Genomic DNA, 24139 nt, shown 5'->3' on the forward strand with positions numbered 1-24139 from the left:
TGGGATGCTCGGTAGCCCTGATGATGGGAATGAAGATGCGCAGTGTTAGGGGCCGCGTCAGAACGGGTGACGCGCGAAGTCTCGTTCATGCTCGGGTTCTCTGCGTTCACGCGCGGGTTCTCGGCGTTCGATTCGTCGCATCGGCCCCGGTGGCCCGGTCTCTATAAACCTCACACGACTCGGGGGTCGGTCGACGTAGCGCCTGCCCGTGGGGCTGGTCCAGTGCAGTTCACCATCGTTCTTCTGGCGTACGGCCCATTCGGAGTGGTGCTTGAGCACGTGATGGCCACGGCACAGGTGCGCGAGGTTCGCCGTCGAGGTCGGGCCGCCGAAGGCCGCGTCGACGGTGTGGTCGAGATCGCACCGCGCGACCGGCACACGGCACCCCGGGAACCGGCAGTGCTGATCGCGCGCGCCGAGTCGGCGCTTCATCGCTTCGCTCGGACGGTAGCGATCGACTTGGAGCACCGAACCCGATTCCGCATCCACCGTCACCCGCTCCCACACCGGCGTCGCCGCTGCGAGGTTCCTGGCAGAGGCGAGCGGGATGGGCCCCGCTCCGACGAGCTCTGCCACAGGAGCAGCGCTCCGGCGGGAGGGGGCGAGTGCCGTGACGGGCACGATGACCTGCACCCGAGCCCGTATCGCTTCGCTGCTCGCACACGAGGTCACAGCGCTCGCGTCTGAGCCGAGGAGAAGTTCGGCGAATGCATCGGCCCGAATCTCATCGCGCGAGCGTCGCGCCGAAGATTCCGCCGCCGCCCGCTGGCCCCGCTCGGCGCCCCCGTCGCGCTCATGCAGTCCGGCCCGCTCGGCCGACTCAGCCCGCTCGCTGCGCTCGACTTCGCAGGCGATCCGAGTCAACCGGTCGTGTATCGCGTACGCCTCCGCGGTGGGCAGATACGCCAGCAGATCGGACATCCCGTCCTCGCGCTCCTGCACGACTACTCGACGCCTGCGCACCTCCTCGTGGTGCCGCTCGTCGAGGGTGTCACCGGCGTACTGCTCGGCGATCCTGCGCGCGATCGGACGAAGCCGGTTCACCGACTCCCGACGCGCGTACTCGAACACCTCCGCCTGATACGCCTCCCGCCTCGCGACGACTTCAGGAGCGGCCCCGACGCCGAGACGTCGCCCGGCATCCGCGATCACGCGCGCGTGCGCGGCCGAGATCTCGCCAGCGGCGAGAATCTGATGCGTCATGCCGTAGTCGTTTCGCAGCGACCACGCCGCGCCCATCTGGGCTTCCGCTGCGCGCTCGCTCACGTTCAACGCGGTCGCGATCTCCGCCCGCACCGAGCGGTAGGCGAGCTCGTTCTCGCCGGCGGGCGCGGAGCCGGAACGCGCGGCGCCGGAACGCGCGGCGCCGGTCGCCATCTGCACCGCGACCGCCATGAGCTCGTACCTGAACGCGTCGAGGGCGCGCTGCCGATACTCCATCTGCTCCAGCAGGTTCACGACCTGTCCAAGCGACAGACTCGCATCAGCCACCGCATCAGCGGGCGCGTCTGACACCTCCGCCGGGATGGTGCCGATCGTGAGGGAGAACATGCCCCCAGTCAACCGGCGACCACCGACATTCATGATCGCCCGAGCCCGAGCCCGAGCCCGAGCCCGATCGCAAGCACAAGCCCTGGCGCGATCATCGTGCACACCGTGAAGCCCTCCGCCCGTGCAGGTGCGCAGGTGCCGCGGCTCCGCTGGTGCGCGATGATGGATGCACCCCGTTCGACCACCGAGGAGCCAGCCGATGACCGCACTCATCGCGGGATACGCCCGCACCCCGTTCACTCGTTTCACCGGACAGCTCGCCGCGCAGCCGGCTACCGTGCTGGGCGCCCACGCCGTGCGTGCGGCACTCGCCCGTGCAGGCGTTGCCCCCGCTGACGTGGACGCGGTCGTGGTCGGCCAGGTGCTGCAGGCGGGCGCCGGCCAGAACCCGGCCCGTCAGACGGCGGTGGGCGCGGGGATCCCCCTCGAAGTGCCTGCCGTAACGCTCAACGCCGTGTGCCTCTCCGGCGCCGAGGCCGTCTCTCAGGCGGTGCGCCTCATCAACAGCGGAGAGGCGGAGATCGTCGTCGCAGCCGGCCAGGAATCGATGTCGCTCGCCCCGCACGTGCTGCCGTTGCGCGCTGGCACGAAGTACGGCGACGCGGCTCTCGTCGACACGGTCGACCGCGACGGCCTGTCAGACGCATTCGATCAGGTTGCCATGGGCGCGCTCACCGAGACCGGCAATACGCCGCTCGGGCTGACCCGTGAGGAGCAGGACGCGTTCGCGGCGGTCTCCCACCAGCGCGCCGCAGCCTCGGCCGAATTCCTCGCCGGCGAGATCGAACCGTTCACGGTGACGTCGCGTCGCGGCGAAACGGTCGTCTCGAGCGACGACGGCGTGCGTGCGGAGACCACCGCGGAAGCACTGGCGGGTCTGCGGCCGGCCTTCTCGAAGGAGGGCACCATCACTGCGGGCAACGCCTCGCAGATCACCGACGGCGCTGCGGCGCTCGTGATCGTGAGCGAGGCGGCCGCGGAGCGACTCGGCCTCGCGCCGTTCGCCCGCGTCGAGGCGACCGCATTCGTCGCCGGCCCCGACACGCAACTCCATTCGCAGCCCGCGCGGGCGATCACGGCTGCACTCGCGAAGACCGGCGCAATCGCCGTCGCCGACCTCTCAGCGGTCGAGATCAACGAGGCATTCGCGGCGGTCGGCGTGCAGTCGGGCCGCGAGCTCGGCCTCGATCCGAGCATCGTCAACCGGCATGGTGGAGCGATCGCTCTCGGTCACCCGATCGGGGCCTCCGGTGCTCGCATCGTCGGCACGCTCGCGCGGCAGCTCGCCGAGGAGGGTGTCGGATCCCTCGGAGCCATCGGCATCTGCGGCGGCGGCGGGCAGGGCAGCGCCATCGTGCTCCGCGCCGTCTAGCGATCGCCCCTGCGCTGCCGATACACTCGCCGCTATGGGACTGCAGCACGCAGCCATCGGCATCGATGTCGGTGGTACGGGTATCAAGGGCGCCGCGATCGACGTGACGACCGGCGAGAAGATCAGCACTCGGCACAAGGTCGCGACCCCCGTAGGCGGTGCGCCGGCCGATATCGCTCGCGAGGTCGGATCGATGGCCGCTGCGATTCGGGCTGAGCTCGCTGCCGCCGGGTTCGACAGCAGCGCGAACCTCCCCGTCGGAGTCACGCTCCCGGGAGTGGTGCGCGACGGCGTGATGCGCACCGCCGCGAACATCGACCTCAGCTGGATCGGCACGGACGCGCACGCGCTGCTCTCGGCGGCGGTCGCGGCGCCGTGCACCGTCGTGAACGATGCGGATGCAGCTGGCATCGCCGAGGTCGCGTTCGGCGAGGTCAGCGGGCTTCCCGGCGTGACGCTCGTGCTCACCTTCGGAACAGGGATCGGTTCGGCGCTCGTCGCCGACGGCGTGCTTGTGCCGAACTTCGAGCTCGGGCATCTGGAGCTCGACGGGTTCACCTCGATCGAACGCCACACGGCTGCGAAGGTGATCGAGCGCGAAGGCATCACGCTCGACGAGTGGGCGTCGCGCGTCTCCCGGTACATCGGTTACCTCGAGAAGATCCTGAACCCCGACCGATTCGTACTGGGCGGCAGCATCAGCAAGGCATCCGACAGTTTTCTTCCGTTCGCGGGTGTCACGGTGCCGGTCGTTCCGGCGCGACTGCGCAACAACGCCGGCATCATCGGCGCCGCCCGGCTCGCAGCGGAGGCGATCGATCCCGAATCGAGCAATTCCGCGCCCTGAACGCAACGCCTGAGCGCCCTGAGTACTCCGCACCTGGGAGAATGGACGGGCGCGAGCGAGATGGAGGCGAGTATGGCGGAAGCGGTCGGAGACGGTGAGTCCTCTCGACCCGATCGCCGTACGCCGCCCACCGCCGTGATCAAAGCGGTGCGCAGTCTCGTCGAGATGCCCGCCGGCCCGGGCCCGAGACTCTGGATCGCGCTGCGAGCGGCGCTCTCCATCGGCGTACCGTTCGGCGTGCTGACCGCACTGGGATACGAAGGCATCGGGTTGCAGACCGCTGCCGGAGCCTTCGTCGCACTCTTCGCCGCCAGCCTCGCCGCTGCGGAGCGGGCCAAGGTGCTGCCGTTCGTGGCACTCGCCCTCATCGGCTCTGCCGCGCTCGGCGCGGTGCTGTCGCCGTGGCCGGTGCTGCTGGGCATCGGGCTCGTCGTCGTCGCCGGAGCGACTGCGGCGCTGTCGTTCGCCTTCCGGCTCGGCCCGCCCGGTCCGGTGTTCTTCGTGCTGAGCTACGGACTGGCCGGCAACATCACCGCAGTGGTCGATGGCGAACGACTGAACTCCCCGCTCATACTCATCGCGGCGCTCGCGGGTGGTGCGCTGTTCTCGTACCTGCTGGCCCTCGCCCCGTTGCTCCGAGACGCCGAGCGGGCGAAACCGGTGCGGCCCCTCGGCGAGCTGCTGCCCGGGCCCTGGTTGGGACCGGGCGAGCGCCGGCTGATCCTGCGCATTCTGATCGTCGCCGTCGTCGGCACGGTCGTCACGATGCTCTGGATCGATCCCCATCGCGCCTATTGGACGGTCTCCGCGGGTGTCGCCGTCATCGGCTTGAGTGCGGTGCGCCGACACTCGCTCGCCCGCGGGCTGCATCGCACCGTCGGCACCCTCGTCGGCGCGGTGCTCTACCTCGCGATCGCCCCGCTCGGGGCCTTCCCCCTCGCGCTCGTGCTGCTACTCACCGGGCTGCAGTTCATCATCGAGCTCGTGGTGGTGCGCAATTACGCTCTTGCCCTCGTCTTCATCACGCCGCTCGTGCTCCTCCTCACGGGGGCAGCAGCCGGCGGAGGCGATCTCATGGGCGCTGCGACCGAGCGCGTGCTCGACACGCTCATCGGTTCGGTGATCGCGGTGGTCACGGCGCTGCTGCACCGGCGAGTGGTGAAGGATCGGCCGGAGTGACCGTGCGTCAGCCACTCGGGCGTGCGACGCGACGCGACGCACCGAGTCGTGTCACACGAAGCGGTACGTGGCGTAGCGCACAGCGCTCGCCGTGCGCTGGGCGACGGCGAGGTACAGCGATCGTTCGAGGTGCGCGAGCGCCGGTGCCGAGGTCTCGATCGTGACCACGGTGCGGAAATAGTACTCGGAGGGGTCGACCGTCTCGCCCTTGAGCAACGATTCGAGCACGTGCGGTTCTCCGCTGCGCACCCCCGACGCCTGCAGGTAGAGCAGCTCGCCGTCGGCGGTGCGCGCCGAGTAGCGGCCGTCGATCTCGATCGAGCCGTCGGTCCGCACGATCTGCCAGTCCGCGCCGCCCGGCAGGATCTCGGCCTTCACGTCCCCGGAGATGCTGCCCCCGAGAATCGGGATGACTCTGCGGTGGCCCGCTCGGGTCCGACCGTGATCCTCGATCGCACCGAGCTCGACGGAGACGTCGAACACGTGCTCGAGGCCGGGAGCCGGAAGCGCAGATTCCGACGGGCGCGCTGCGGGAGGGGTCATGAGGTGCTCCGTTCTTCGGTGGCGCGGGGGAGACTCGGATCGTGTGCGCTGAGGAGCGCGCCGAGCAGCCGTTCGAGTGCGGGCAGTGCAGCGGCGATCGAGGTCAGGTCGTCACCGGCGAGCGTTTCGAGTGATTCCCCGAGAATGCGGGTGCTCGCACGGTCGTAGGCGGTGAAGAGCGCCCTGGCTCGTTCCGAGGTCGTCACCAGTACGCGTCGGCCGTCGGCCTCGTCCGGTCGGCGCTCGACGAGCCCGGCTCGCTGCATCGAGGCGAGCAGGTTGCTCACCGTGGAGCGGTCGAGGTGGAGCGCCTCAGCGAGATCGCTGGGCGCGAGAGCCGTGCCGGAGGGGAGTGCGCGGATGACCTGAATCTGAGAATCGGGAATCTCCGGAAGATCCCCGGCGGCCCGCGCGGCGCTGAGCAGCGCACGCCGCAGGGGCGAGATGACGCCGGCGAGGCGGGCGGAGTCGACGATGCCGGTCATCGGTCAGCGTTCGACGGACAGCGAAGCGCGCGCGTTCAGCATCTCCGGGTGGAACCCTGCGGCTTGCTTGTAGGCGGTCGCGACTTCCGCCAGCTCGGCCTCGGGAATCACGTCGTGGATGTGCGAGAAGCCCTCAGGCGCACGCTCCGCGGCGAGCACCATCACCTTCTCGGGGCCGGCCTGGCGCGTCTGCTCGAGCAGTGCAGCGGTGGCCGGTCGGCGATCGGCTTCGTATGCGCGGAGGCCGTCCCGCGGGGTGGGGGCGTGGGCGAGGTGGAATGCCAGCGTGCGGGCGTCGAGGGTCGCTTGCGATCCGCCGTTCGAGCCGTTGGGGTACATCGCATGCGCGGCATCTCCGAGGAGCGTGGTGCGCCCGAACGTCCACTGCGGGAGCGCGTCGCGATCCACCATCGGATATTCGAGGATCTCGTCGGCGCTCGCGATGAGGCCGGGAATGTCGATCCAGTCGAACGCCCACTTGCGGAAGAGTTCGACGATGGGCTTCGGGTCGATGGGGTGGTTCCAGTCCACCTGGCCGGATCCTGCTCCCCGCTGCTCAGCGATGAAGTTGATGGGCATGCGCCCGTCGTCTCCGACCGGGCCGAGGGGGTACGCGACGAACTTCTGCTCGCCGTCGCCCACCATCACCATCGTGCTGCCGTCGAGGAACGGTTCGGCGTACGCGACACCGCGCCAGAGCGTGAGCCCGTTGGAGGGGGGAGCTCCCTCTTCCGGGTAGCGCTCTGCGCGCACAGCCGAGTGGATGCCGTCGGCGGCGATCACGATGTCAGCCGACACGGTGACCTCGCCGGCCTCCGTCGTGAACCGCGCCAGATCCTGCTCCTCCCCGTGTTCCACGGAGACGACCCGGTGCCCGGTGCGGATGATGTCGCCGACGCGCTGCTCGACGAGGTCGCGGAGCGCGATCTGCAGCCGCCCCCGATGCACGGAGAGCTGGGGCCAGGCGTACCCTGCGGCGGTGCCGCGAGGCTCACTCCAGATGGGCTGACCGTGGCGGTTGTAGTAGGCGAGCGTGCTCGGCTCGACCCCGAGTGCGGCGATGTCGTCGACGATGCCGAGCTCGGTGAGCTCGCGGACCGCGTGAGGCAGCAGGTTGATGCCGACGCCGAGGCCGCGGATCTCCTCGGATCGCTCGTAGACTTCGATGTGCTCGAAGCCGGCGGCGTGCAGGCTGAGTGCGCTGAGGAGGCCGCCGATGCCGGCGCCGATGATGACGATCTTCATTGATCACTCCAGTTCATGGGAGGTCCCCAAGTAGTTTTGCGGCAAAACTAACACGGGAGAGTGCGGTGCGCAAGCGCATCGCACTCTCCCGTGCTCGGCGGAGAGCGGCAGGCCGGAGGCGGCCGGCCGGATCAGACCAGACGGGTCTTCGGCGACACCTCGTACGTGTCCTCGGCGTCGCGATTGGGAATGTCGCCGAGCGCATCGTCGATGGCTGCGAGCGTGTCGGCGTCGAGCACGACTCCTGACGCCTTCACCGTGTCGGCGAGCTGCTCGGGTCGCGAGGCCCCCACGAGGGCCGCGGCCACGTTCGGATTCTGCAGCACCCAGGCGATCGCGAGCTGCGGCATGGTGAGCCCGGCCTGCTCGGCGATCGGCTTCAGGCCCTGCACGGCCTCGAGGATCCGGTCGTCCAAGAACTTCCGCATGAACTCCGCACCGCTCTTGCCATCGGTCGCGCGCGAACCCGAGGGCACCGGTTGTCCGGGAAGGTACTTGCCCGAGAGCACGCCCTGCGCCATGGGTGACCAGACGATCTGCGAGATGCCGAGCTCCTCGGACGCCGGAACGACCTTCCCCTCGATCACGCGGTGCAGCATCGAGTACTGCGGCTGGTTCGAGATGAGCTGCACGCCGAATTCGCGCGCGAGCTGGTGCCCCTCGCGCAGCTGCTCGGCGGTCCATTCCGAGACGCCGATGTAGAGCGCCTTGCCCTGCCGCACGACGTCGGCGAACGCCTGGAACGTCTCTTCGAGCGGCGTCTCGTAGTCGAAGCGGTGAGCCTGGTACAGGTCAACGTAATCGGTGCCGAGGCGGCGGAGCGAGCCGTTGATCGATTCGAGGATGTGCTTGCGGCTCAGCCCGGTGTCGTTCGGCCCCTTCTGGCCGGTCGGGAAGTACACCTTCGTGAAGATCTCGAGACCCTCGCGTCGCTGCCCCTCCAGCGCGCGCCCGAGCACGGCCTCGGCCGCGGTGTTCGCGTACGTGTCGGCGGTGTCGAACGTGGTGATGCCGGCGTCGAGCGCCGCGTGCACCGTCTTGATCGCCGCGTCGTCGGCGACCTGAGACGCGTGCGTCACCCAGTTGCCGAACGTGATTTCCGAGACCTTGAAGCCGCTGTTTCCGAGATACCGATAGTTGACCATTGCCTCAGCCTATGCCCGCTCGGCGTGCGCGGGCAGTGAGTCGGATGAATGTGCGGTGCGGGCCGCGCGGGTGCCGCTCGGGCTCAGTTCAGCGCGCCGTCGTTCGTCGTCGACGTGCGCTCGAGCAGTCGGTCGGGCAGCACGTGGATGAGCGGCGCGAGGAGTCGGTAGCGCCAATCGGAGATCAGGACGCTCCGGCCGCGTCGAACTGCGGAGAGTCCCTCCTGCGCGACGCGGGCGGTGCTCGCCCAGGCGATCCGTGGGAGGCGGGGCAGGTGATCCTCTCCCATGCGCGCATGGAATTCGGTGCCGAGCAGGCCCGGGCAGAGAGCGGTCACGCGCACGCCGCGACGGCGGTAGCGCGCGTTGAGGGAGCGCGAGAGCGACACGATCGCCGCCTTCGCGGCTCCGTAGGTGCCCGTCGGCGTGAATGCGGCGACGCTGGCGACGTTCAGGATCCAGCCGTAGCCCCGGTCGAGCATTCCCGGGACGGCGGCGTGCGACAGGTGGAGCGGCACCCATGACAGCAGTTCGTGCAGCCTCCGCTCGTCGTCGAGTTCGCTCGTCTCGAAGCCGTCGGCAACACCGAATCCCGCGTTGTTCACGAGGATGTCGACGGGACGATCCCGCGCGCTGAGCCGGCCCGCCACCCGCTCCAGGTCGGGAGCGCGGGTGAGGTCGGCTGGCAGCGCGGAGGCGTCGATGCCGTGGCGATCCCGCAGCTCGGAGGCCAGGATCTCGAGCCGTTCGCGGTCGCGTGCGACGAGCACGAGGTCGACGCCTGCGGCGGCGAGCTGCCGGGCGAACTCGGCTCCGAGTCCTGTCGATGCGCCGGTGATCAGTGCGGTAAGAGGCATCGGCCCAGTCTGCCAGCACGCGGTGCGGACGACCAGGGGTGTGCCCCACCGCCGCAATCGGGTAGTGTGTTCGCATGACGAACTATACTTCGCTGTGCGAAATGACGCGTTCATGATCGACAAGACGGTGCCGGATCCCGCGGCCGCGGTGGCGGGCATTCACGACGGCGCTACGGTGATGATCGGCGGATTCGGCAGAGCCGGGCAGCCCATCGAGTTGATCGACGCACTCATCGCCCACGGCGCGAGCGACCTCACGATCGTGAACAACAACGCGGGAAACGGTGACGACGGCCTCGCCGCGCTGCTCGCCGAGCGTCGCGTACGCAAGATCATCTGCTCGTTCCCCCGACAAGCGGATTCCTGGGTGTTCGACGGGCTCTATCGCGCAGGCGCGATCGAGCTCGAACTGGTGCCGCAGGGCAACCTCGCGGAGCGGATCCGCGCGGCCGGCGCCGGCATCGGCGCCTTCTACACCCCCACGGGCGTCGGCACGGAACTCGCGGCAGGCAAGGAGATCCGCGAGATCGCTGGGCGAGCATACGCGCTCGAGTACCCGATTCGCGCCGACTTCGCGCTGATCAGTGGGTGGAACGCCGATCGCTGGGGCAACCTCGTCTATCGCGAGACCGCGCGCAATTTCGGTCCGATCATGGCGGCGGCCGCGCAGACGACGATCGCGCAAGTCGACACGGTGGTCCCGCTCGGCGACATCGATCCCGAGGTCGTGGTGACTCCCGGCATCTACGTGGATCGCGTGGTCGCCGTCGGCGAGCGCCGTTGGTTGCGCGACGGCGTCTTCGTGGGAGGCGTGGACCTCGCAGGAGCGCCGGTGCAGGCCGAGGGGGACGTCGCATGAGCACCCGCATCACCCGCGAGGAGCTCGCGGCACGCATCGCAGCCGACATCGCCGAGGGGTCCGTCGTCAACCTCGGCATCGGTGCGCCGACTCTGGTCGCCGACTACCTGTCGGACGACGCCGAGATCATCCTGCACACTGAGAACGGCATGCTCGGCATGGGTCGAGCACCTGCCGCCGGACGCGTCGATCCCGATCTCATCAACGCAGGCAAGCAGGCGGTGACCGCCGTCGCCGGCGCCGCCTACTTCCACCACGCGGACTCCTTCGGCATGATGCGCGGGGGTCACCTCGACGTGTGCGTGCTCGGGGCGTTCCAGGTCGCCTCCAACGGGGATCTCGCCAATTGGTCGACCGGGGCTCCCGGGGCGATTCCGGCCGTCGGCGGGGCGATGGATCTCGCGATCGGGGCGAAGCACGTGTACGTGATGACCGACCTGCTGACGAAGCAGGGGGAGTCGAAACTCGTCGCGGCCGGCTCGTATCCGTTGACCGGCACCGCGTGTGTCTCGCGGGTCTACACCGATCACGCCGTTTTCGAGGTGACCGAGGACGGGTTCGCCGTGCGCGAGCTGTTCGGCGATAACTCGATACCGATGCTCGAGGCGGCCACGGGCCTGCGCCTCACGGATGCGACTGCGGAGGGACGATCATGACCGGAGCATTCATCTACGATGCGGTGCGCACGCCGTTCGGCCGCGCCGGAGGAGCTCTCTCCGGAGTGCGCCCCGACGACCTCGCTGCCACCGTGATGCGGGCGAGTGCGGAGCGCACCGGCATCGACCCCGGGCGCATCGACGATGTGATCTTCGGCGATGCGAATCAAGCGGGCGAAGACAACCGCAACGTCGCGCGCTTCGGCGCCCTGCTCGCAGGCTTCCCCACCACCGTCACGGGAACGACCGTCAATCGGCTCTGCGCATCGTCGGTCGAAGCGGTGATCCAGGCCGCGCGAGCGGTCGAATCCGGCGACGCTCAGATCGTGCTGGCCGGCGGCGTCGAATCGATGAGCCGGGCTCCCTTCGTCGTTGAGAAGTCGGCGAAGCCGTGGCCGTCGGTCGGCAACCAGACGATGTGGAACACGTCCATCGGGTGGCGCATGGTGAACCCGGCGTTCCCCGCGCCGTGGAGCATCTCGAATGGCGAGTCCGCCGAGAGGATCGCACGCGAGTGGAGCATTTCGCGCGAGCGCCAGGACGCGTTCGCGGTGCGCTCGCATCAGCGGGCGTCGGCGGCGTGGGCGGACGGAGTGTTCGACGACGAGATCGTGCAGGTGCCGGGAGCGGAGCTCGCTCGAGACGAGGGGATACGCGACGGTTCGACCGTCGAGAAGCTCGCCGCCCTACGACCGCTGTTCGCGGCCGACGGGACCGTCACCGCGGCGAACGCCTCGTCGATCAACGACGGCGCATCGGCGGTCCTCATCGGCGGCGAGGGGGCGATCGCCGCAGAACCGCTCGCCCGCATCACGGGGCGCGCGACGCACGGTGTGGATCCCGACCTCTTCCCCATCGCTCCGATCGAGGCGGCGAATCGGGCGCTCGCGCGATCCGGGCGCAGCTGGTCCGACGTCGACTTCGTCGAACTGAACGAAGCCTTCGCGTCGCAGTCGCTCGCCTGCCTGGCCGGGTGGCCGGAGCTCGACCCGGAACGGTTGAACGTGCACGGTGGCGCGCTGGCGATCGGGCACCCGCTCGGAGCATCAGGGGGGCGCATCATCGGGCGGGCGGCTCACGGGTTGCGGCGTCTCGGCGGGGGCGTCGCCGTGGTCGCGATCTGCATCGGAGTGGGGCAGGGGCTCGCCGTCGTGCTCGAACGATGACACGTGCGGAGGCCACCGGGTCGGGCCGGTAAGGTGGGCGCGTGAATGCGCATTCAGAACCCGCGGGCGAGGCGGCGAGCGGCGACTTCGTGCAGTCGCTCGCGCGCGGGCTCGCCGTGATCCGGGCCTTCGACGCGGAGCATCCGGAGCTCAGCCTCAGCGACGTTTCACGGCGGGCCGGAATTCCTGCGGCGGCTGCGCGGCGGTTTCTGCGCACGCTCGAGACGCTCGGGTACGTGCGGTCGGACGGACGCGCCTTCGCCCTGACCCCGCGAGTGCTCGAACTGGGGTTCAGCTACCTCTCCGCCCTTTCGCTTCCCGAGGTGATGCAGCCGCACCTCGAGCGGCTCTCACGTGAGACCGGCGAATCGGTGTCGGCCGCGGTGCTCGCGGGCAGCGACATCGTCTACGTCGCCCGGGTGCCGACGCGGCGCATCATGACCGTCGGCATCACCATCGGCACCAGCTTCCCCGCCTACGCGACGAGCATGGGGCGGGTACTGCTCGCGGCGTTGCCCGAATCGGAGGCCGAGACCGTGCTCGCGCATGCTCCGACGCCCGCGCTCACGCAACGGACCCTCACCGACCCCGAGCGGCTCCGCGCTGAACTCCTGCGCGTGCGCGAGCAGGGGTGGGCGATCGTCGACGGCGAGCTCGAGGTGGGGCTGCGATCTGCTGCCGCCCCGGTGCGTCGCCGCGATGGGTCCGTCGCCGCGGCGGTGAACGTGTCGACGAGTGCGAGCAGAGACTCGCTCGCTCGGCTCCGCGAGGAGCATGTTCCGCGTCTGCTGGAGACGACCGCCGCGATTGCGGAGGATCTGCGGCACGTGTAACCGCCGGCGCTCAGCGCCCGCGTCGCATCGCCTGGAGTGCTCCGCACGACCACAGGGCCCAGAGCACGAGGAGCGGTTGGAACACCAGCCGGATCCCGCGCGCGGCATCGCTGTCGAGCCCGAACGCGTCTGAGCGGGTCACGAACTGCGAGATGTTGCCGGGGAACACTGCGATGAAGAACCCCGCGATCACCCAGCCGATCGGCACCCGCAGCCTGCCGAGCACGGCGACCGCGCCGCCCAGGCTGATCTCGACGATGCCGGAGGCCACGACCACGAAATCCTTGTCTGCGGGCACCCAATCGGGCACCTGCGCTTGGAAATCGCGGCGTGCGAACGTGAGGTGAGCGATCCCTGCGAACAGGAGCGCGAGCCCCAGAAGCACCCGGGCGACATGCTGCAGGGGCGTCGCCCGGGGTGGTGCGGTGGTGATCAGTGCGCTCATGCGTGGCCTCCCGGCGGGTGATGGATGGGGCCAGCGTACGTGCACGCTGGCGGCACGAACAGCCGGTTGCCGTACCGCGCGGGATCAGCTGGACGTCTCAGTGGGCGTTGCGCACACGCACCGAGAGGCAGGTGGGGCAGCCCTCGAGCTTCTCGTACTCCGCGAGCGCGACCTCGGTCACGGTGTACCCGAGGTCGCGCAGCATCTCCGCGGTCCGGGGAGCGGAAGCGGAAATGATGAGCTCGGATTCGCTCAAGCAGACGACGGCCGTGCCGTGCGGCTCCGGGACGGGGAGGAAGCGATCGAAGATGTCGGAGTTGTCGACGAACTCCGGGTAGCCGATGACCGTGCCGTCGGGGAGCGCGGTCACCGCGGTCTTGAGGTGCAGCACTTTCGTGACCGGGACGCCGACGACCTTCGCGCCCAGCGGGGCCAGGATGCGACGCAGCTGCGCGACGCCCTCGGCGTTCGTGCGGCCGCCGCGGCCGACGTAGACGGTGTCGCCGATCTTGAGCACGTCGCCGCCGTCGAGGGTGCCGGGTTCGCGAATCTCGGCGATCGGCAGGCCGAGCTCTTCGAGTGCTTTGCGCGTGCCGGCGGTCTCGGGCTTGCGGCTGTCGGCACCGGGGCGCGAGATCACGGCGACGTTGCGGAACATCACGACCGTGTCTTCGATGAACACGGAATCCGGGCAATCGTCGGCGGCATCGACCTCGATCGTCTCCCAGCCGTGCGAGCGCAGCGCCGCAACGTACCCCTGCCACTCCTCGAGCGCGCGCTCGAGGTCGACCGCCACCTTCTCGATGTGGTCGACGATTCCGTTGTCGAGCAGGGGGCTGGGCTTGCGCACGAGGGCGATCTTCGACATCAGTGTGATTCCTTCGAGGTCGGGTACGGGTCGTACCCAGGCTATCGGGCGCCGGAAGACGACAGCTGCGCGTGAGGGACGCCCGCGCTTACACTGACCACATGGCAGCTGAGGCCGTACCCCGTGAGCAGGTCGGATCCGGCGCTGAGCGCGTCACCGCGTTCGTCGACGGCGTCGTCGCGATCGCCCTCACGCTCCTGATCCTGCCGCTCATGGAGAGCGTGGGCGAGGTCGCCGGAGCCGGCGACGATGCGCTGACCTGGCTCGGTGATCACACGGGGCAGCTGCTGAGCTTCGTGCTGAGTTTCGTGCTGATCGCCATGTTCTGGATGATCCATCACCGGCTCTTCGCCGATGTCGAGCGCGTGACGTCGTCATTCATGTGGCTGCTGGCGGGCTGGCTGCTCACGATCGTCTGGCTTCCCGTCGCCACCGCGATCGCCGGGCGCATGGATGATGACGACGGCGTCGCGAGAACGCTGTACATCGGCAGTCTGGTCCTCGCCGCTCTGGCATCCCTGTTCGTGCGCCTCTTTCTCCGCGCGCACCCCGCACTGCACCGCGCGCCCCGCGGCGCCGTGCTCGAAGGGCTCGCGCTCGATCTCTCGCTCGTGATCCTCTTCGGCGCTGCGCTGCTGCTCGCGCTCGCGATTCCCGCTCTCGGGTACTGGTCGATGCTCGTCATGCTGCTGTCGGCGCCGGCGCAGCGGCTCATCGGACGGATGATCGGAGCCCGGTCCTAGCGCATTCTTGCAGGAGCGGCTAAACTTGAGTCATATTCACTCAAGTTTGCGGGACTCCCTGATCACCAACCAGAAAAGTCGCCCGCACACCGAGATTGATCGAGAGAGGACCCCACATGCAGGCCAATTGGACGCCCGCCCAGGGCGAAGACGAGCAGCAGTCGGCGCTCGAGCAGTTCGGAGTCAACCTGACCGAGGTCGCCCGGTCGGGCAAGCTCGATCCAGTCATCGGACGCGACTCCGAGATCCGACGCGTCAGCCAAGTGCTCACGCGTCGCACCAAGAACAACCCGGTGCTCATCGGCGACCCCGGCGTCGGCAAGACCGCCGTGGTCGAAGGGCTCGCCCAGCGCATCGTCGCGGGCGACGTCGCGGAGTCGCTGAAGAACAAGGAGCTCATCTCCCTCGACATCTCAGCACTCATCGCGGGCGCCAAGTACCGCGGCGAGTTCGAAGAGCGCATGAAGGCGGTGCTGCAGGAGATCAAGGATTCCGACGGCAAATTCATCACGTTCATCGACGAGCTGCACACGCTCATGGGGGCAGGCGGCGGAGAGTCCTCGGTCGCGGCGTCGCAGATGCTCAAGCCGATGCTCGCCCGAGGCGAACTGCGGCTCATCGGAGCCACCACCCTCGACGAGTACCGCGAGTACATCGAGAAGGACGCCGCGCTCGAGCGTCGCTTCCAGCAGGTCTACGTCGGCGAACCGTCCGTGACGGACACGGTGGCGATCCTCCGCGGGTTGAAGGAGCGGTACGAGGCGCACCACAAGGTGACCATCGCCGATTCCGCGCTCGTCGCTGCAGCGGCTCTCTCCGACCGGTACATCACGGCCAGGCAGCTGCCGGACAAGGCCATCGATCTGATCGACGAGGCGGCGAGCCGCCTGCGCATGGAGATCGACTCCGCTCCGGTCGAGATCGATGAGCTGCGGCGTGCAGTGGATCGCCTGAAGCTCGAGGAACTCGCTCTGAAGAAGGAGAAGGACGACGCCTCGAAGGAGCGCCTCGCGAAACTCCGTGACGATCTCGCTGCGAAGCGGTCGGAGCTCGACGAGCTCGAAGCGCGGTGGGAGCGCGAGCGCGACTCGCTGAACCGCGTCGGCGCGCTCCGTGAGAAGCTCGACCAGTTGCGGATGGAGGCTGAAGTCGCCCAGCGCGAGGGCAAGCTGGAAAAGGCGTCCAAGCTGCTGTACGGCGAGATCCCCGTCATCCAGAAGCAGCTCACCGAGGCCGAGGACGCCGAAGCGCAGGGAGCGGTCGACGGCGAGGAGCGCATGGTCAACGACCAGGTCACCGACGAGGACATCGCCGGTGTCGTGGCGGCGTGGACGGGAATTCCCGTCGGGCGCCTGCTGCAGGGCGAGACCGAGAAGCTGCTCGCGCTCGAGCACGAGCTCGCGAAGCGGCTGGTCGGCCAGGGCGAGGCGGTGCGCGCCGTCTCCGACGCCGTGCGACGCACGCGCGCCGGCATCGCCGACCCCAATCGGCCGACCGGATCCTTCCTCTTCCTCGGGCCCACCGGTGTCGGCAAGACCGAGCTCGCCAAGGCGCTCGCCGAGTTCCTCTTCGATGACGAGCACGCCATGGTGCGCATCGACATGTCGGAATACGGCGAGAAGCACTCGGTCTCGCGGCTCGTCGGCGCTCCTCCGGGATACGTCGGGTACGAGCAGGGCGGTCAGCTCACCGAGACGGTGCGGCGTCGGCCGTACTCGGTCGTACTGCTCGACGAGGTCGAGAAGGCGCACCCCGAGGTCTTCGACGTGCTGCTGCAGGTGCTTGACGACGGACGCCTGACCGACGGGCAGGGCCGCACGGTCGACTTCCGCAACGTCATCCTGATCCTCACATCGAACCTCGGCAGCCAGTACCTGATCGACCCCGACATGGTGTGGAGCGACAAGGAGAGCGCGGTGCGCGAGACAGTTCGGCGCGCGTTCAAGCCCGAGTTCATCAATCGTCTGGACGAGATGGTGATCTTCCACCCGCTGAGCGTCGCCGACCTCGCGCAGATCGTCGAACTGTCGATCGACCGGTTGCAACTGCGATTGGCGGATCGGCGCCTTACGCTCGCGGTGACCCCTGACGCACGCAGCTGGCTCGCATCGCGGGGATACGATCCGATCTACGGCGCCAGGCCGTTGCGGCGTCTCATGCAGAAGGAGATCGACGACCGGCTCGCGCGTGCGATCCTGTCGGGAGAAGTGCGCGACGGTTCTGCGGTGCGCGTCGATGTCGCGGCCGACGGAGACGGGCTTGAACTCTCGGTGATGCCAGCGGTTTAGGAAACGGCTCGGTGGGGGGGGGTGCGCCTCGATCAGTCCCGGTCGAGGCGCACCCCTGCGAGCACGATGCCAGCCGCGAGCGCCCCGAGCGCCCCGACCGCCATGTCGCTGATCGTGTCGTGGTACTCCACGAAGATGTCGTCGCTGACGAAGACGAATCCGGCCCATTCGATCATCTCCCAGACCGCGCCGAGCGCCAGCCCGAGCACGGGGTAGAGCACGATCGGCACGCGCTTGCGGAACGTCGGGGACGACGTGGACGGCACGATGCTCCAGTGCGCGAGGAGGAGATACGCGATCGGCACGAGCGCGCCCATGCAGACGACGTGCATCACGATGTCCCAGCCATCGACGGTGCGATAGAGATCGATGACGTTGCTCCACGCGGCGAGCAGCACGATGATCGAGAATGGGATGTCGAACCCGGCACGCGCCCCGAGGAACCGCGGTGCGACGAGCGCGGGAAGGGTGAGCGCCAGAATTCCCGCATCGGTGGGCTCGAGCCAGATCGCCGCACCGATCACCCCGAGCAGGCCGATGATGCGCAGGGCGTCGGCCAGGTACTCCGCGCCGCCCCGCGGGGGGCGCAAGAAGTTCGCCTTCATCCGGTTCCCCTGCCTCTCCTGAGGAGGTGCGTCGGGAGTCGCTGCGGAAGTCGCATCTCGGCGAGCACGGGCAGATGATCAGACGGCCAACCGCCCAGCACGGGCTCCGTCAGCATCTCCACGCGATCCACATCGATGTCGGTGGTCGTCACGATCCAGTCGAGCCGACGCCCGAGCCTGGGAGTGCGGTAGTTCGCGTAGGTGGCGTACTCGGCGCTGCCTCGTTCGCCCGCGCTGCGCCACGCGTCGTCGAGCGCGCCCCCGTCGAGAAGCGCATCGAGGGCTGGGGATCCCGGACCGGTGTTGAGATCGCCGGTGAGGATCGCCGGACCAGCCTCGGCCGCGATCTTGTCGCGCAGGTACTCCAGGGAACGCAGCCGCGAGCGCCCGCTCAGATGATCGAGATGCGTGTTGATGCAGCGGAACTCCGTCGACGTGAGACGGTCGCGGAGATGCGCGATGACCGCGACGCGCGGGATCAGGTTGCCCCAGCTGCGTGAACCGGCGCGGTCCGGGGTGTCGGAGAGTGCGACCTGGCGCCAGTCGAGCAGCTCCAGCCGGGTCGCGTCGTAGAACACGGGGCAGCCTTCGCCGCCACCGCAGGCGCCTCGGCCGTGGCCGACGAAGCGATAGCCCTCGCCGAGCGATTCGCGCACCCATCGCGTCTGACTCGGCAGCGCCTCCTGCGCGCCCAGCAGATGCGGGCGTGCGATCTGGAGCTGTCGCCGCAGCCGATCACGGCGCAGCGGCCACCGGTCGGCCCGTCGCGTCCAGCGGTCGAGACGCCGGCGGATGTTCGCGGTCATCACACGCACGGAGGGTGACGGCTCGGCGGTCGCATCCCCGAGGATCCTCGCACTCACGCTCGCGCCTGCCGCGTCCGTGCTGCGCGCGGAGTCGGGACGCCCAGCCGATGCAGCACGCGCCGTAACGCGAGGCGGATCCACCGCACCGACGGAAAATCGGCGGGCCAGTGCAGCAGCACCGTGCGGAACGCCCATGCGGTGCGTCGCGCGAACCCGCCGACCGACGACAGCGGCCGCATCGACATGCCCATCACCGGCGTGCGCACACGACGAATGCGGTGCCGCTCGCCGAAGTGATACGCGAGGTCCAGGTCGTCGTGGATGCCGGCGTGCAGATGCACCTCGTCGCGCACGGCGAGCCAGGCCGAGCGCCGGAACCCGAGGTTCGATCCGAAGACCGGCGAGTGTCCGAGCGCCGGAGAGGTCGTCGCGACGTACATGCCCAGATAGATCGCCGCGGCGATCCGCCGGAGCGGCTTCGGCCCGTCGACGAAGTGCGCGCCTCCGGTGACGACGGCGACATCGCGCCGCGCGTCGAGCGCCCCGGCGAAGGTCGCGATCCACGTCGGCTCGGGCAGGCAGTCCGCGTCGAGGCGCAGCACGTAGTCGCTCGACGCCGCGTCGTAGCCGGTCGCGCTCGCCGCCGGAATGCCCGGCGCTGCGCAGGGAACCACGGTCGCGCCGGCGTCACGTGCGACTCGGGCAGAGTCGTCCTGGGAGTTGTTGTCGACGACGATGATCTCGTGCGGCGCGCGCGTCTGCTCCGCGAGTGCGCGGAGGCAGCGGGCCAGCAGCGGCGCGTCGTCTTTCACGGGAATCACGACGGATACGGTCGAGTCATGATCCCCGTCCACGCGCCACCCCCAGGCCTCTTGCTCTGCAGGCCAGCGTAGCGGGGCGAGCGCGGCGATCGCTGAGGGGTGCCCAGCAGCGGCGCGCGTTCGGTCTACCGGTCGCCTCAGGCGTCGGCAACCCTGTGCCGCCGGTCATGAGCGCGATCTACCATGATCGACATGGTCGCCGAGAATTCGCAGCGCGTGGTCGTCGTGGGGTCTGCCGGGAGGGATCTCGCGCTGGGCGCGACGACTCTTCCAGAAGCCGGCGCGTCGGCGAGCGTCTCGGAACGCATGGAACGACTCGGCGGAAAAGGCGCGAACATCGCCTCCGGGGTTCGGCAGCTCAGCCCCGAGTGTCACGTCACGCTGATCGCGGCGCTCGGCGCCGACCGTGCCGGCGAGGCGGTACTCGAAGATGCGCACGAACTCGGCATCGACACTGCACCGGTTGCGCGGCGCGGTGCGACGTCGTTGTTCCTCGATCTCGTGACCGGCGCCGGCGAGCGCCGGATCTTCGAGCACGTGCCGCCGGAAGCGGACGTGCGTGAGGAAGACCTCCGCCGCGCTGCACCGGTGCTCGAAGCGGCGCGCGTGGTCGTGCTCCAGCTGCGCCAACCCGCCGCGGTGCTGCTGCGCGCGGCCCAACTCGCGCCGAATGCCCGAATCGTCCTCGACGGTGCCGTCGAAGGTGGCGCCGACGGTGCATACGGGGCGCCCCTGCTCGCGCACGCACACGTCGTCCGAGCGAATGCAGACGAAGCCGAGGCGCTCACCGGGCGCACGATCGCGAGCACGGACGATGCCCAGCGGGCGGCGGAAGAGCTCCTGCGCCGCGGCCCGTCCGTCGTCGCACTGTCCGTCTCGGGGGCGGGTGATCTCGTGGCCTGGGAAGGGGGCTCCCAGTTATTCCCGTTCGGAGACGCTCCCGTCGTCGACCGCACCGGTGCCGGCGACGCCTTCGTCGCGGGTCTCGTGGCGGGTCTGATCCGTGACGAATCAGCGCGGGATCTCGGCCGACGCGCCTCCGAGGCTGCGTCGACCGCCGTGCAGCAGTTCGGAGGGTTCACCCGCTTCACCCATGAATGAGCGGAATGGACCCGTCCCCTGTGGGGCGTACCGTATCCGCATAACGACGCGCCGATGCGTCGGGGATGCGCGATGTCGTGCGACCCGCCTCCCGCATTGCGGCCTCCCAGCGTGCTTGGCGCTCCCGAGCCATGCGTGCCAGCACTTCCCGTTGTTCCTCCGTCGGCAACTCGGAGAAGGGGTGTTCTGCGTACTCGATAGCCATGCGCTTGTTCAGCCTTTCTTGCAACTCGATCAGAGCGATATGTGGAGCGTGCGCCATGAGGTTCATCGTCGGTCTCACTTTTCCTCTCGTTCTGGGATTCAATGGTCGCCGTTATACAGGGAATCCGAGGAGTGCTGTCAAAAGATCGCGTTGTGACGTATAATTCCGCGTCTGATGCGGCGAGATGGTGCGGGGCTGTGCGCGCCTGTCGCACCGCGTCACAAAGGAATGCGCGCGCGGGGCGCCCGGTTAGCTTCCAGTGGAAGCACCGCAGGGTGGCCCGAACCGCGAAGGAGATCTCATGACCCAGGCTGGACAGTCCGCACGGACCCGCATCGGCACCTCCGACCTCGACATTGCACCGCTCGCACTGGGCGGCAACGTCTTCGGCTGGACGGCGGATCGAGCCGCGTCGTTCGACGTGCTCGACGCGTTCTTGGCGGGTGGGGGTGATTTCGTCGACACCGCTGACGGATACTCGGCGTGGGCGCCAGGCAACTCCGGCGGTGAATCCGAGACGATCATTGGCGAATGGTTCGCCGAGCGCCGCAACCGCGATTCCGTCGTTCTCGCGACGAAGGTGTCGACGCACCCCGACTTCTCCGGCCTCGCCCCGGCGAATGTGCGCGCCGCGGCAGATGCTTCGCTGCAGCGGTTGCAGACGGATCGCATCGACCTCTACTACGCGCACTTCGATGACGCCGAGACCCCGCTCGAGGAGACCGTCGCCGTCTTCTCGGAGCTCGTCGATTCGGGCAAGGTGCGGGCGATCGGCGTATCGAACTACACGGCCGATCGGGTCGCCGAGTGGTTCCGAATCGCGAGGGACGGGGGATACCACCTGCCGGTCGCGCTGCAGCCGCATTACAACCTCGTCGAGCGCGATTTCGAGACGAATGGGCTGCGCGCGGTCGCCGAGGAGGAGGGACTCGCGGTGTTCCCGTACTTCTCCTTGGCGAAGGGGTTCCTCGCGGGCAAGTACCGCGACGCCGATGACGCAACCGCTGCTGGCGCGAGCCCGCGCGCGGGTGAGGCGGCTGAGTACCTCGACGACCGTGGCCGTGCCGTGCTGGAGGCGTTGGACGCCGCGGCCGCAGCCCACGACGCGCCGGTCGCCGCGGTCTCCCTCGCCTGGCTGCGGCAGCAGCCGACGGTCGCGGCGCCAATCGCCAGCGCACGCAATCTCGAGCAGCTGCCCGCCCTGCTCGCGTCGCTGTCGCTCGAGCTCTCGGATGCGGAGCTCGCGAATATTACGGCCGCTTCCGCCTGACGGGAAACCCGCTGACGTGATCGCCGTCGCCCGGTAGTGTGAGCCGCATGCGGACTTTCACACTGCCGGGCACCGACCTCATCGTTTCCGACGTCGTGCTGGGGCTGATGCGCATCCAAGACAAGTCAGACGACGAGGTGCGCACGCTCGTGGGAGCCGCGCGCGATGCCGGCATCACCTTCCTCGACCATGCCGACATCTACGGGGACCCGCTGCACGGGTGCGAGCGCCGTTTCGCGGAGGCCCTGCGTCTGACGCCGTCGGAGCGGGAGCAGTGGGTGATCCAGTCGAAGGCTGGCATCGTGAAAGACGGCCCCTACTTCGATTTCTCGTACGAGCACATCGTGGAGTCGGTGCACGGTTCGCTCGACGCCCTCGGCACCGACTACCTCGACATTCTGCTGCTGCACCGGCCCGACGCGCTCGTCGAGCCGGAAGAGGTGGCGCGGGCGTTCGACGAGCTCTCGGCGTCAGGCAAGGTGCGCGCCTTCGGTGTCTCGAACCACACGCCTCGGCAGATCGACCTGTTGCGCAAGTACGTGACCCAGCCGCTCGTCGCGAATCAACTGCAGCTGTCGATCACGCATTCGCCGATGATCGCTCAGGGCATCGCCGCGAACATGCAGGGCCTACCGCAATCCGTGACCCGCGACGACGGCGTGGTCGACTACTGCCGGCTCCACGACATCACCGTGCAGGCCTGGTCGCCCTTCCAGGCGAACTTCTTCGACGGCCCCTTCCTGGGGTCGGATCGCTATCCCGAGCTGAACACGGTGATCGAGCGCCTCGCCGCGCAGTACGGGGTGCCGCCGGAAGCGATCGCCGTTGCGTGGATCACCCGCCACCCGGCGCGCATGCAGGTGGTGCTCGGAACGACGTCGCCCGACCGCGTTGCCGCCGCGGCCCAGGGCTCGGATGTCACGCTGACGCGCGCCGAGTGGTACGAGCTCTTCCGTGCGGCAGGGTACACCGTTCCGTAACGGGATTCGTTACCCTCCGAGGGCTGCGGTGATGCGTTCCGGTGCGAGTGCGGCGTCGATGGCGAGCTGCGCGGCGCCGTAGATCGCGGCGTTGCCTGCGGCGAGCGACGGCGCGATGGTGAGCTGCTCCGTGGAGAGCGGGATCGACCGCGCGTAGACGACCTCGCGCACGCCGGCGACGAGATGCTCTGCCGCCTGCGCCATGGTGCCGCCGATGACGATGGCCGAGGGGTTCATGATCGAGACGCACGCGGTCAGCACCTCTCCGATGTCGCGCCCCGCCTGCCGGATCAGCTGAATGGCGTGCACGTCGCCGGCTTTCGCGAGCGCGACCACCTCGCTCGGGCGGTGCAGGGGCGTCTCCTCGGTGCTCAGCTCGCGGGCGAGCGCGCGCCCCGAGGCGACGGCTTCGAGGCAGCCGCGATTGCCGCACGGGCACGGCGTGTCTGCAGCCCGGGCGAGGGCGATGTGCCCGATGTCGCCCGCAGCTCCGTTGGCTCCGCGGCGGAGTGATCCGCCCGAGACGATTCCGGCGCCGATCCCGCTCGCCACCTTCACGAAGATGAGGTCGGTGACACCGTTCCAAGAGGTGGAGAGTTCACCGAGAGCCATGATGTTCACGTCATTGTCGACGAGCACGGGCGCGTCGATCCGGGCGCGGATGGCTGAGGGGATGTCGAAGCGGTCCCATCCGGGCATGATGGGCGGATTGATCGGCCGCCCGGTCGAGAACTCGACGGGACCGGGGACGCCGATGCCGACTCCGGCGACCTGCGAAACGTCGTAGCCGAGGCTGGGGAGGAGCTCTTCGGCGGAGTCGAGGATCCAGTCGATCGCCGCCTCGGGGCCGGAGGAGATCTCTCGCGGTGTCGAGATCTCGGCGAGGAGTTCGCCGCGCAGGTCGGTGACCGCCACGCGGGCGTGCAGGGCGCCCAGGTCGGCTGCGAGCACGACGCGGGCGCGCGGGTTGAAGGCGAGCTGCGCCGAGGGTCGTCCACCGGTGGAGGCCGCGTCGGCGACGGGGGCGATGAGACCGAGGTCGATCAGCTGGTCGATGCGCTGGGCGACGGTGGGGCGTGACAGTCCGGTGAGTTGGGCGAGATTCGCCCGTGTGCGTGGCGCTCCGTCGCGGAACAGCTGCAGGAGCGCTCCGGCGGTCGAGGCTCCAGGTTCTGGGGGCGCAGATGGCACGATCACACTTTCAGTAAACCACAGGTCGAACTTGGGTAACGGTTTGATTACTTATGAAGAATAGTTGACAAAAGTGGG

Annotated in this window: 24 protein-coding genes; 12 read left to right on the forward strand and 12 right to left on the reverse strand. The window is 68.9% G+C overall.

What is annotated here, in order from left to right; genetic code table 11:
- Nucleotides 1–57: 57 nt before the first annotated feature.
- Nucleotides 58–1551: an HNH endonuclease signature motif containing protein gene (locus tag WFH23_RS11875; RefSeq protein WP_336662663.1), complete on the reverse strand. Its 1494-nt coding sequence runs from the start codon at nucleotides 1549–1551 to the stop codon at nucleotides 58–60.
- A 199-nt stretch (nucleotides 1552–1750) separates the two neighbouring features.
- Between WFH23_RS11875 and WFH23_RS11880 the strand changes: the two genes are divergently transcribed.
- The 3 genes from WFH23_RS11880 (at nucleotide 1751) to WFH23_RS11890 (ending at nucleotide 4949) form a co-directional block, all read left to right on the forward strand.
- Nucleotides 1751–2923 (forward strand): acetyl-CoA C-acyltransferase, encoded by a 1173-nt coding sequence (locus tag WFH23_RS11880; RefSeq protein ID WP_336662664.1) that lies wholly within the window; start codon nucleotides 1751–1753, stop codon nucleotides 2921–2923.
- Nucleotides 2924–2957: 34 nt separating this feature from the next.
- Nucleotides 2958–3770, forward strand: a complete 813-nt coding sequence (ppgK, locus tag WFH23_RS11885) for a polyphosphate--glucose phosphotransferase (RefSeq protein ID WP_336662665.1) — start codon at nucleotides 2958–2960, stop codon at nucleotides 3768–3770.
- Between the two features lie 72 nt (nucleotides 3771–3842).
- Nucleotides 3843–4949, forward strand: coding sequence for an FUSC family protein (locus tag WFH23_RS11890; RefSeq protein WP_090146259.1), 1107 nt, complete (start codon nucleotides 3843–3845; stop codon nucleotides 4947–4949).
- Between the two features lie 51 nt (nucleotides 4950–5000).
- Here WFH23_RS11890 and WFH23_RS11895 read toward each other — a convergent pair whose 3' ends face one another.
- The 5 genes from WFH23_RS11895 to WFH23_RS11915 form a co-directional block, all read right to left on the reverse strand.
- The gene (locus WFH23_RS11895; RefSeq protein WP_090146261.1) at nucleotides 5001–5492 is read right to left on the reverse strand and encodes a DUF3237 domain-containing protein; all 492 of its coding nucleotides are present in this window, start codon (nucleotides 5490–5492) and stop codon (nucleotides 5001–5003) included.
- Nucleotides 5489–5977 (reverse strand): MarR family winged helix-turn-helix transcriptional regulator, encoded by a 489-nt coding sequence (locus WFH23_RS11900; protein ID WP_336662666.1) that lies wholly within the window; start codon nucleotides 5975–5977, stop codon nucleotides 5489–5491. Before WFH23_RS11900 ends, WFH23_RS11895 begins: the two co-directional genes overlap by 4 nt.
- Nucleotides 5978–5980: 3 nt before the next feature.
- Nucleotides 5981–7222, reverse strand: a complete 1242-nt coding sequence (locus WFH23_RS11905) for a flavin-dependent oxidoreductase (RefSeq protein WP_336662667.1) — start codon at nucleotides 7220–7222, stop codon at nucleotides 5981–5983.
- 131 nt (nucleotides 7223–7353) lie between these two features.
- Complete coding sequence (locus WFH23_RS11910; protein ID WP_200330422.1) at nucleotides 7354–8367, reverse strand: aldo/keto reductase family protein; 1014 nt, start codon at nucleotides 8365–8367, stop codon at nucleotides 7354–7356.
- Nucleotides 8368–8450: 83 nt separating this feature from the next.
- On the reverse strand, nucleotides 8451–9224 hold the full coding sequence (locus WFH23_RS11915) for an SDR family NAD(P)-dependent oxidoreductase (protein ID WP_336662668.1): 774 nt from the start codon (nucleotides 9222–9224) through the stop codon (nucleotides 8451–8453).
- A 112-nt stretch (nucleotides 9225–9336) separates the two neighbouring features.
- Between WFH23_RS11915 and WFH23_RS11920 the strand changes: the two genes are divergently transcribed.
- Genes WFH23_RS11920 through WFH23_RS11935 form a run of 4 tightly spaced genes read left to right on the forward strand, consistent with a single transcriptional unit; the run spans nucleotide 9337 to nucleotide 12738 of the window.
- Nucleotides 9337–10083 (forward strand): 3-oxoacid CoA-transferase subunit A, encoded by a 747-nt coding sequence (locus tag WFH23_RS11920; RefSeq protein ID WP_090147349.1) that lies wholly within the window; start codon nucleotides 9337–9339, stop codon nucleotides 10081–10083.
- Nucleotides 10080–10739 (forward strand): 3-oxoacid CoA-transferase subunit B, encoded by a 660-nt coding sequence (locus tag WFH23_RS11925; RefSeq protein WP_336662669.1) that lies wholly within the window; start codon nucleotides 10080–10082, stop codon nucleotides 10737–10739. Before WFH23_RS11920 ends, WFH23_RS11925 begins: the two co-directional genes overlap by 4 nt.
- Entirely contained in the window at nucleotides 10736–11905 is a 1170-nt protein-coding gene (locus WFH23_RS11930; protein WP_336662670.1) for a thiolase family protein, read from the forward strand. The genes WFH23_RS11925 and WFH23_RS11930 overlap by 4 nt, the downstream gene beginning before the upstream one ends.
- Before the next feature lie 41 nt (nucleotides 11906–11946).
- Nucleotides 11947–12738 carry an IclR family transcriptional regulator domain-containing protein gene (locus WFH23_RS11935; protein WP_336662671.1) on the forward strand — a complete coding sequence of 264 codons (792 nt, stop codon included), beginning with the start codon at nucleotides 11947–11949 and terminating at the stop codon, nucleotides 12736–12738.
- A gap of 10 nt (nucleotides 12739–12748) precedes the next feature.
- Here the strand turns inward: WFH23_RS11935 and WFH23_RS11940 are convergent, their stop codons facing one another.
- Together WFH23_RS11940 and ddaH are read right to left on the reverse strand one after the other, a co-directional pair.
- Nucleotides 12749–13183, reverse strand: a complete 435-nt coding sequence (locus tag WFH23_RS11940) for a DoxX family protein (protein ID WP_211649878.1) — start codon at nucleotides 13181–13183, stop codon at nucleotides 12749–12751.
- 97 nt (nucleotides 13184–13280) lie between these two features.
- Complete coding sequence (gene ddaH, locus WFH23_RS11945) at nucleotides 13281–14051, reverse strand: dimethylargininase (protein WP_283242030.1); 771 nt, start codon at nucleotides 14049–14051, stop codon at nucleotides 13281–13283.
- Nucleotides 14052–14152: 101 nt separating this feature from the next.
- On the opposite strand from ddaH, the gene WFH23_RS11950 reads away from it, so the two are divergent.
- Nucleotides 14153–14794 (forward strand): TMEM175 family protein, encoded by a 642-nt coding sequence (locus WFH23_RS11950; protein ID WP_336662672.1) that lies wholly within the window; start codon nucleotides 14153–14155, stop codon nucleotides 14792–14794.
- 116 nt (nucleotides 14795–14910) lie between these two features.
- Nucleotides 14911–17082, forward strand: coding sequence for an ATP-dependent Clp protease ATP-binding subunit (locus WFH23_RS11955; RefSeq protein ID WP_336662673.1), 2172 nt, complete (start codon nucleotides 14911–14913; stop codon nucleotides 17080–17082).
- A gap of 32 nt (nucleotides 17083–17114) precedes the next feature.
- Here the strand turns inward: WFH23_RS11955 and WFH23_RS11960 are convergent, their stop codons facing one another.
- From WFH23_RS11960 to WFH23_RS11970, 3 genes are read right to left on the reverse strand one after another with little or no spacing between them, the layout of a single operon-like run.
- On the reverse strand, nucleotides 17115–17687 hold the full coding sequence (locus WFH23_RS11960) for a hypothetical protein (protein ID WP_336662674.1): 573 nt from the start codon (nucleotides 17685–17687) through the stop codon (nucleotides 17115–17117).
- The gene (locus WFH23_RS11965; RefSeq protein ID WP_336662675.1) at nucleotides 17684–18550 is read right to left on the reverse strand and encodes an endonuclease/exonuclease/phosphatase family protein; all 867 of its coding nucleotides are present in this window, start codon (nucleotides 18548–18550) and stop codon (nucleotides 17684–17686) included. Before WFH23_RS11965 ends, WFH23_RS11960 begins: the two co-directional genes overlap by 4 nt.
- Complete coding sequence (locus WFH23_RS11970) at nucleotides 18547–19347, reverse strand: glycosyltransferase family 2 protein (protein ID WP_336662676.1); 801 nt, start codon at nucleotides 19345–19347, stop codon at nucleotides 18547–18549. Before WFH23_RS11970 ends, WFH23_RS11965 begins: the two co-directional genes overlap by 4 nt.
- A 159-nt stretch (nucleotides 19348–19506) precedes the next feature.
- On the opposite strand from WFH23_RS11970, the gene WFH23_RS11975 reads away from it, so the two are divergent.
- From WFH23_RS11975 to WFH23_RS11985, 3 genes are all read left to right on the forward strand, one after another.
- On the forward strand, nucleotides 19507–20415 hold the full coding sequence (locus WFH23_RS11975; protein ID WP_336662677.1) for a PfkB family carbohydrate kinase: 909 nt from the start codon (nucleotides 19507–19509) through the stop codon (nucleotides 20413–20415).
- A gap of 506 nt (nucleotides 20416–20921) precedes the next feature.
- A complete protein-coding gene (locus tag WFH23_RS11980) occupies nucleotides 20922–21890 on the forward strand; it encodes an aldo/keto reductase (RefSeq protein ID WP_336662678.1) in 969 nt (322 codons plus the stop codon).
- Nucleotides 21891–21937: 47 nt separating this feature from the next.
- A complete protein-coding gene (locus WFH23_RS11985; RefSeq protein WP_336662679.1) occupies nucleotides 21938–22870 on the forward strand; it encodes an aldo/keto reductase in 933 nt (310 codons plus the stop codon).
- A 9-nt stretch (nucleotides 22871–22879) separates the two neighbouring features.
- Here WFH23_RS11985 and WFH23_RS11990 read toward each other — a convergent pair whose 3' ends face one another.
- Complete coding sequence (locus WFH23_RS11990) at nucleotides 22880–24064, reverse strand: ROK family transcriptional regulator (RefSeq protein ID WP_090147360.1); 1185 nt, start codon at nucleotides 24062–24064, stop codon at nucleotides 22880–22882.
- Between the last annotated feature and the right edge of the window lie 75 nt (nucleotides 24065–24139).

This window comes from Leucobacter sp. USHLN154 (assembly GCF_037145595.1).
Taxonomy (GTDB): domain Bacteria; phylum Actinomycetota; class Actinomycetes; order Actinomycetales; family Microbacteriaceae; genus Leucobacter; species Leucobacter alluvii.